The 6,247-nt window shown below is 49.6% G+C and carries 7 protein-coding genes; all 7 read right to left on the reverse strand.

Features of this window, described 5'->3' with window-relative positions; translation table 11 throughout:
* Window positions 1-131: 131 nt before the first annotated feature.
* Window positions 132-1,076, reverse strand: coding sequence for an FAD:protein FMN transferase (locus Q3886_RS07570; protein ID WP_301860713.1), 945 nt, complete (start codon window positions 1,074-1,076; stop codon window positions 132-134).
* A 117-nt stretch (window positions 1,077-1,193) separates the two neighbouring features.
* Window positions 1,194-2,039: an RnfABCDGE type electron transport complex subunit B gene (gene rnfB, locus Q3886_RS07575; RefSeq protein ID WP_301860704.1), complete on the reverse strand. Its 846-nt coding sequence runs from the start codon at window positions 2,037-2,039 to the stop codon at window positions 1,194-1,196.
* A 19-nt stretch (window positions 2,040-2,058) separates the two neighbouring features.
* The gene (locus Q3886_RS07580; protein ID WP_301860705.1) at window positions 2,059-2,631 is read right to left on the reverse strand and encodes an electron transport complex protein RnfA; all 573 of its coding nucleotides are present in this window, start codon (window positions 2,629-2,631) and stop codon (window positions 2,059-2,061) included.
* Entirely contained in the window at window positions 2,631-3,254 is a 624-nt protein-coding gene (rsxE, locus tag Q3886_RS07585) for an electron transport complex subunit RsxE (protein WP_301860707.1), read from the reverse strand. Before rsxE ends, Q3886_RS07580 begins: the two co-directional genes overlap by 1 nt.
* The gene (locus tag Q3886_RS07590; protein WP_301860708.1) at window positions 3,254-3,808 is read right to left on the reverse strand and encodes an RnfABCDGE type electron transport complex subunit G; all 555 of its coding nucleotides are present in this window, start codon (window positions 3,806-3,808) and stop codon (window positions 3,254-3,256) included. Before Q3886_RS07590 ends, rsxE begins: the two co-directional genes overlap by 1 nt.
* Before the next feature lies 1 nt (window position 3,809).
* Window positions 3,810-4,847 carry an RnfABCDGE type electron transport complex subunit D gene (locus Q3886_RS07595; protein WP_301860710.1) on the reverse strand — a complete coding sequence of 346 codons (1,038 nt, stop codon included), beginning with the start codon at window positions 4,845-4,847 and terminating at the stop codon, window positions 3,810-3,812.
* Window positions 4,848-4,870: 23 nt separating this feature from the next.
* A complete protein-coding gene (gene rsxC / locus Q3886_RS07600) occupies window positions 4,871-6,226 on the reverse strand; it encodes an electron transport complex subunit RsxC (protein WP_301860711.1) in 1,356 nt (451 codons plus the stop codon).
* Window positions 6,227-6,247 lie beyond the last annotated feature (21 nt).

Consider the following 6,247-nt stretch of genomic DNA (forward strand, 5'->3'; position numbering starts at 1 on the left):
ATCCATGTGCTGATACCATCCTCTACAAAAATTTATATATATATTATCGTATATTCTAAAGGAAAAGTAAATACACAAGAAAGATTTAAATTTGAAATTTACCCATCTTTTTTTGCAGAGATTCCGTCAAATCATGGAGCCATGCGGAAATCGCCGTTCAACTCAGAGAATTGCTTCTTAAATCCATCTGTCATGTACACAGAACCATCGGCAGCTGTTATTTCACATTCTACGCCAGGCATGGTCCGCACGAGTTCCAGCCCTTTTTCCGGCCCCAGTACAAATACGACCGTCGTCAGAATATCGCTGAGCATGCCGCCATGGGGAACAGAGCTGTCGACGACGATGGAGTCACTCATGACGCCGGAGTCGGCAGGATACCCGGTTCGGGGATCAAAGATATGATGATACCGGACGCCGTCCTGAATAAAGTACCGTTCATAGTCGCCCGATGTAGACAGGTTCTGATCTTCAATGGCCACAATGCCCAGGTAGTTGCCGTCTGTATCGGAACGGGGATGCTTCATGCCAATGTTCCAGGCCTTTCCCTTGCTCGTCTTGCCAATAGCATACATGGAGCTGGCTCCCATATTGATCAAGCCACTTTCGATATGATGCTGTTCATAAATCTTGCGAATTTCATCGACAGCATATCCTTTAGCCACGCCGCCCAGGTCAATAGCCATACCTTCTCTGGCCAGCATGACGCTGTGATCTTCCGGACGGAGAAGGATATCCCTGTAATTGACGAGCTGCAGGGCCTGGTCTATTTCGGCCCGAGACGGTACATGCTGACTGTCTGTGCCGATTTGCCACAGGTTGGTCATGACGCCGACAGTAATATCCCATTCACCGCTGCTCTTTTCCGAATAGTCCCGGGCAAAGGAAATCATTTCATATACAGCCGGATCTACCTGCACATAGTGTTTGCCGGCAGCCGCATTGATTTTGGCAACGTCACTGTCCGGACGCTGCGAGCTGGCTAATGCATCCAGTTCATTGATGCGGGAAAAACTCTCGTTAACTGCCTGTTCCGCTTCTGCTCCGACGGCACGAAGCGAAATGGACGTATCCATGGCTATTCCGCTCCGTTCAAAAGAAGACTCCGGATGCAGAGCGCATCCGGAGCAACTTAAGACCATCAGAAAAGCTGCGGTAACGACATATCGTACTTTGCCTTTCCAGTTCATGTATTAACCTATCTTTTCTTCCACTTTGGCATCAGCAATCAGTGTTGCAATAGCCTTAGTCGGACATTTCGTAACGCACGTAGCTTCTTCGCAGGTACGGCAGATTTCCGGATTGACGACAGCCAGATGATCGACAACCTTGACACCGCCTTCGTGAGCGCAGTTTCTCATGCAGAGACCGCAGCCAATGCAGGCAGCAGAGCAGTCTTTGCGGGCAACGGCACCCATTTCTTTTGAAGAGCAGCTGACAGCAACTTTAGCGCTGACCGGCAGCAGTTCAATAACGTGGTTCGGACAAATGCTTGCACATTTGCCGCAGCCAGTACAGAGCTGTTTATTTACTTTCGGCAGTCCGTCTTCGCCCATGGTCATAGCGCCAAAGGGGCAGTTCCGGACACAGTTGCCAAAACCAAGACAGCCATATTTACAGAATTTCGGGCCCTGCTGTACCGTCTTGGCAGCAGCACAGTCATGAACACCTTTGTATTCATAGGCCAGTTTGGCAATGCCGTTGCCGCCGCGGCAGCGGATATGTGCATATTTCGGTTCTGTTTCTTCAGCAACTTTACCGGTCAGTTTTGCTACGATAGCAGCAACTTCTGCCTTGCCAGGAACGCAGAGGTTAGGCGGAACATCAGGATCCAAAACAACAGCTTCTGCATATTTAGCACAGCCGGCAAACCCGCAGGCACCGCACTGGCCTTTTGGAAGGGCTTCTTCTACTTCGCCAATAAGCGGATTTTCTGCCATGGCAAATTTTTTATCGGCAAAGGCCAGGATAAATCCAAAGACAATACCGATGCCAACCATAACGACGACTACCATCATGGCCATTTCAGTGTAATTCATTACTTCCCACTCCTTTACGTTATATCATGCCGGAGAAACCAAGGAATGCCAAGGCCATCATCCCGGCAACGATAAAGGCAATCGGTGTTCCCTTTAATGCATGAGGAACAGCGGCATAATCCAATTTTTCACGGCAGCTTGCCATCAGAATCAGAGCCAGTGCAAAGCCCAGGCCGGAACCAACGGCAAATACAAGGTTTTCAAGGAAATTATAATTACTCGTAATACTGATAACCGGCACGGACAGGACAATGCAGTTCGTGGCAATCAGCATGAGGTAAATGCCCCACATGTTGTACAGGGTCGGAGACATTTTCTTGATGACAATTTCCAGCAGCTGTACGAAGCTGGCAATGAGGACAACGAACGAAATCGTCCGCAGGAACGTCAAATCAAGAGGAACCAGTACGAAGTTGTAGAGAAGCCATGCCAGAACCGTACTCATCGTAAGGACGGACGTTACGGCAAAGCCCATGCCAACGGAGGCATTCAGGTTTTTGGAAACGCCGAAGAAAATACACAGGCCGAGGAACTTAGTCAATACGAAGTTGTTAATCAGTACTGCCCCGACAAACAGCGTAAAGAATTCCATTATCCTTCACTCCCTTTCAGTTGTCTTGCTCTTTCGCGAGATTCATTCCATTTTTTCAGACCAGCCATCATGAAGCCGATGAGCATGAAAGCTCCAGGCGGCAGAGCCATAATCAGAGCCGGCTGATAGGACGGGCCAAAGACGGGAATGCCCAGCAGCGTGCCGTTGCCGAGAACTTCACGAACGACGGAAATGAGGAGCATGGCAATGGTAAAGCCGACGCCCATGCCCATGCCGTCGAGGAAGGAAACGACAATGCCGTTTTTCGATGCAACCGATTCTGCACGGGCCAGGATAATAGCGAATACGACGACCAGGTCAAGGTATACGCCCAGGGCTTTGTACAGATCCGGAGCAAAGGCCTGCAGGAACAGCTGTACGCACGTTACAATCGTAGCGATACAGGTAATATATACAGGCACACGGACTTTCTTATTGATCAGCTTACGGATAATAGATACTACTACGTTATTCGAGGTAATAACGAACCATACAGTCAGACCCATGGTAAGGCCATTGACAACGCTCGTCGTAACGGCAAGGCCAGGGCACAGGCTCAGGGCCAGAACGAAGTATGGGTTTTCTTCAATAATGCCTCTAGTAAATACTTTCCAAAGACTCATTATTTTTTACCCCCTATCTGAGCTGCTTTTTCTACAGCTTCTTTTACGCCATTCGTAAAAGCACGGGACGAAATGGTTGCGCCAGTCATGGCCTGAATTTTATCTTTCACGCCATGTTCTTTGGTAACTTCCAGATTTTCCGCTTTTTTGCCTTTAAACTGGTCTTTAAACGGAGATTTTGCGCCTTTATCGCCGAGGCCAGGCGTTTCATTGGCTTCCAGAACAGTGTAGTCAATAACCGTTCCGTCAGCCGCAACAGCTGTCAGCATCTTAATGGGGCCGCCGTATCCTTTCGGAGCCGTCGGAATGATGTAGGCAATTTTCTGACCGCCTTTTTCAGCAACGAACGTATCTTTTTCTCCCGGAACTTCTACGAACTTATCTGCATCGGGAACCAGCGTCTTCATGGAATCCTGTTTCAGCTGTTCTGCCTTTTCCTTGGCAATAGGAACCGTAACAAAGGCTACAGCACCGATAATACAACCGGAAACGAGACATGTGAGGACAAGGTTCATGGCGACGTGAACGACACCGCCTTCATGTTTTTCTGCCATTTTATTTAGCCCCCTTTGTCTTGACTGCACCAAAGACAGTCGGTTTTACGAGGCGGTCAATAAGGGGAGTCAATGTATTCATCAGCAGGATAGAATAGCAGACGCCTTCCGGATAGCCGCCGAAATAGCGAATCAAGACAGTAATAATACCTGCACCTAAGGCGAAGATCATCTGGCCTTTCAGCGTAATCGGCGCTGTTACCATATCGGTTGCCATGAAGAAAGCACCGATAATCAGGCCGCCGGCCATCATTTCAAACAGGGCAATGTTGGCACTGCCATAAACGAGACCCATAAGGATACCGACTGTAGCGATCATGATAACAGGAACCTGCCAGTTTACATAGCCCTTATAAATCAGATACAAGCCGCCAAGGATCAACAGTACTGTAGAGGTTTCACCGAGGGAGCCATTACGGGTACCGATGAACAGGCTCTGGTAAATTGCACCCCAGTCGTTGGTGCCAAACAGGTTGAACAGGGCTTCTGTGCCGCCGTGTTTGAAGACGTTCAGCGGCGTAGCGCCGGCAACGCCGTCGACGACAGTGCCGTTCAGCTGGGTCCATGTCGTCATGGCTACTGGCCAGGAAACCATCAGGCCTGCACGGCCGACATGAGCGGGGTTGAAAATGTTATAGCCCAGGCCGCCCATAGACTGTTTACAGACGACGATGGCCAGGAACGAACCGATGATGCTCATCCACCAGGGCAGGCTCGGCGGGCAGCACATAGCCAGCAGCAGGCCTGTAATAACAGCGGAACCATCGCTGATGGTGACCTTGCGGTGCATCAGTTTTTCCCATAAAAATTCAAAAACAACGGCAGACACAACAGCGACGATAATATTGACCAGGGCGTTTACGCCAAAGTAATATACGCCGAATGCAGCAGCCGGCACGAGGGCGGCAACGACGCTCCACATAATCTTAGGAATCGTTTCGTTACAGCGAACATGCGGTGAAGATGATACAGTAAGTTTTAATTCCTGCATGTCTTTAGCATCCTTTCCCATAGTTTGTCCTTTCGCTTCTGGACTCATGATATCCCTTCTTCCATTAGATCTTAGGCTTTCGCAGCTGCTTTGGCAGCTTTTTCCTTCGCTGCCTGCTGGATAGCTTTGCACTGGCCTTTAGCATTGCGAATATACTGGACAATATTGCGTTTTGCCGGACAGGTGTATACACAGCTACCGCATTCTACGCAGTTCATAACGCCATATTCCATGCATTTATCCCAGGCTTCACAGGAAGCAAAGATACTCAGCTGACTCGGAATCAGGCCCATCGGACATGCCTGAACGCAGCGGCCGCAGCGAATGCACGGTTCTTCTACGCCGACCTGGCATTTTTCAGGAGACAAGGCAAGAATCCCTGATGCACCTTTGGTAATGGGAACATCCAGCTGATATTGTGCCAGTCCCATCATAGGACCACCGGCAATGACGCGATCCGGCTGCTGGGAGAAACCGCCGCAGAAATCAATGGCTTCCTGGAACGTCGTACCAATGCGAACACGCAGGTTCTTCGGTTCTTTAATGCAGTCGCCCGTTACGGTCGTAAGGCGTTCGATAAAGGGAATACCATGGCATACAGCATCAGTAATGGCAATAACCGTACCGACGTTGCTGACGACGCAGCCGACGTTCATGGGAAGTCCGCCCGGTTCTACCAGACGGCCCGTGCAGGCTTCGATCATCATTTTTTCAGCGCCCTGAGGGTACTTCGTTTTGCACGTAACAACCGTAACTTCCGGAATATCCTTGAAAGCTTCCGTCAGGTTTTTAATGGCTTCAGGTTTATTATCTTCAATGCCGATATAGCCCTTCTTTACGCCCAGGGCTTTCATGCAGATCTGTACGCCTGTAACCAGTTTTTCCGACGTTTCTTTTTCTACCATGGCCCGATAGTCACAGGTCAGATAGGGTTCGCATTCGGCGCCGTTGACGATGAATGTATCGACCGGTTTGTTCGGAGCCAGCTTGACATGAGCCGGGAAGGTAGCACCGCCGCAGCCGACGACACCGGCTTTTTTAATCAGCTCAATAATTTCCTTGCTATCCAGCTGTTTCCAGTCATGTTCTTCCGGAAGACCTTCGAGCCATTCGTCTTTGCCGTCTGCCTGGATGACGACAGCCATGCATTTGACCATCATGTTGTGCGGCATCGGGGCTACTTTGACTACCTTACCGGATGTCGATGCATGAATGTCTGCATGGAGGAACGCATCGCTGGTCCCAATGAGCTGTCCTTTCTTGACCAAGTCGCCAACTTTGACGGTCGGCGTACAGGGTGCGCCAAAATGCTGGCTCATAGGGATGACTACTTGACCCGGTACTGCTAGGGTTTCAATGGCTTTATCTTTAGCGTAGATTTTGCCATCGTCAGGATGAACCCCACCTCTTTTAAAGGTATTCAACATCAAAAATCACCTCATTAAATA

Source organism: uncultured Megasphaera sp., assembly GCF_958350005.1.
Taxonomy (GTDB): Bacteria; Bacillota; Negativicutes; order Veillonellales; family Megasphaeraceae; genus Megasphaera.

Coding starts and splice junctions, on each gene's coding strand:
- Q3886_RS07570 (WP_301860713.1), bottom strand. CDS start 1,076: ATGGATACGTCCATTTCGCTTCGTGCCGTCGGAGCAGAAGCGGAACAG.
- rnfB (WP_301860704.1), bottom strand. CDS start 2,039: ATGAATTACACTGAAATGGCCATGATGGTAGTCGTCGTTATGGTTGGC.
- Q3886_RS07580 (WP_301860705.1), bottom strand. CDS start 2,631: ATGGAATTCTTTACGCTGTTTGTCGGGGCAGTACTGATTAACAACTTC.
- rsxE (WP_301860707.1), bottom strand. CDS start 3,254: ATGAGTCTTTGGAAAGTATTTACTAGAGGCATTATTGAAGAAAACCCA.
- Q3886_RS07590 (WP_301860708.1), bottom strand. CDS start 3,808: ATGGCAGAAAAACATGAAGGCGGTGTCGTTCACGTCGCCATGAACCTT.
- Q3886_RS07595 (WP_301860710.1), bottom strand. CDS start 4,847: ATGAGTCCAGAAGCGAAAGGACAAACTATGGGAAAGGATGCTAAAGAC.
- rsxC (WP_301860711.1), bottom strand. CDS start 6,226: ATGTTGAATACCTTTAAAAGAGGTGGGGTTCATCCTGACGATGGCAAA.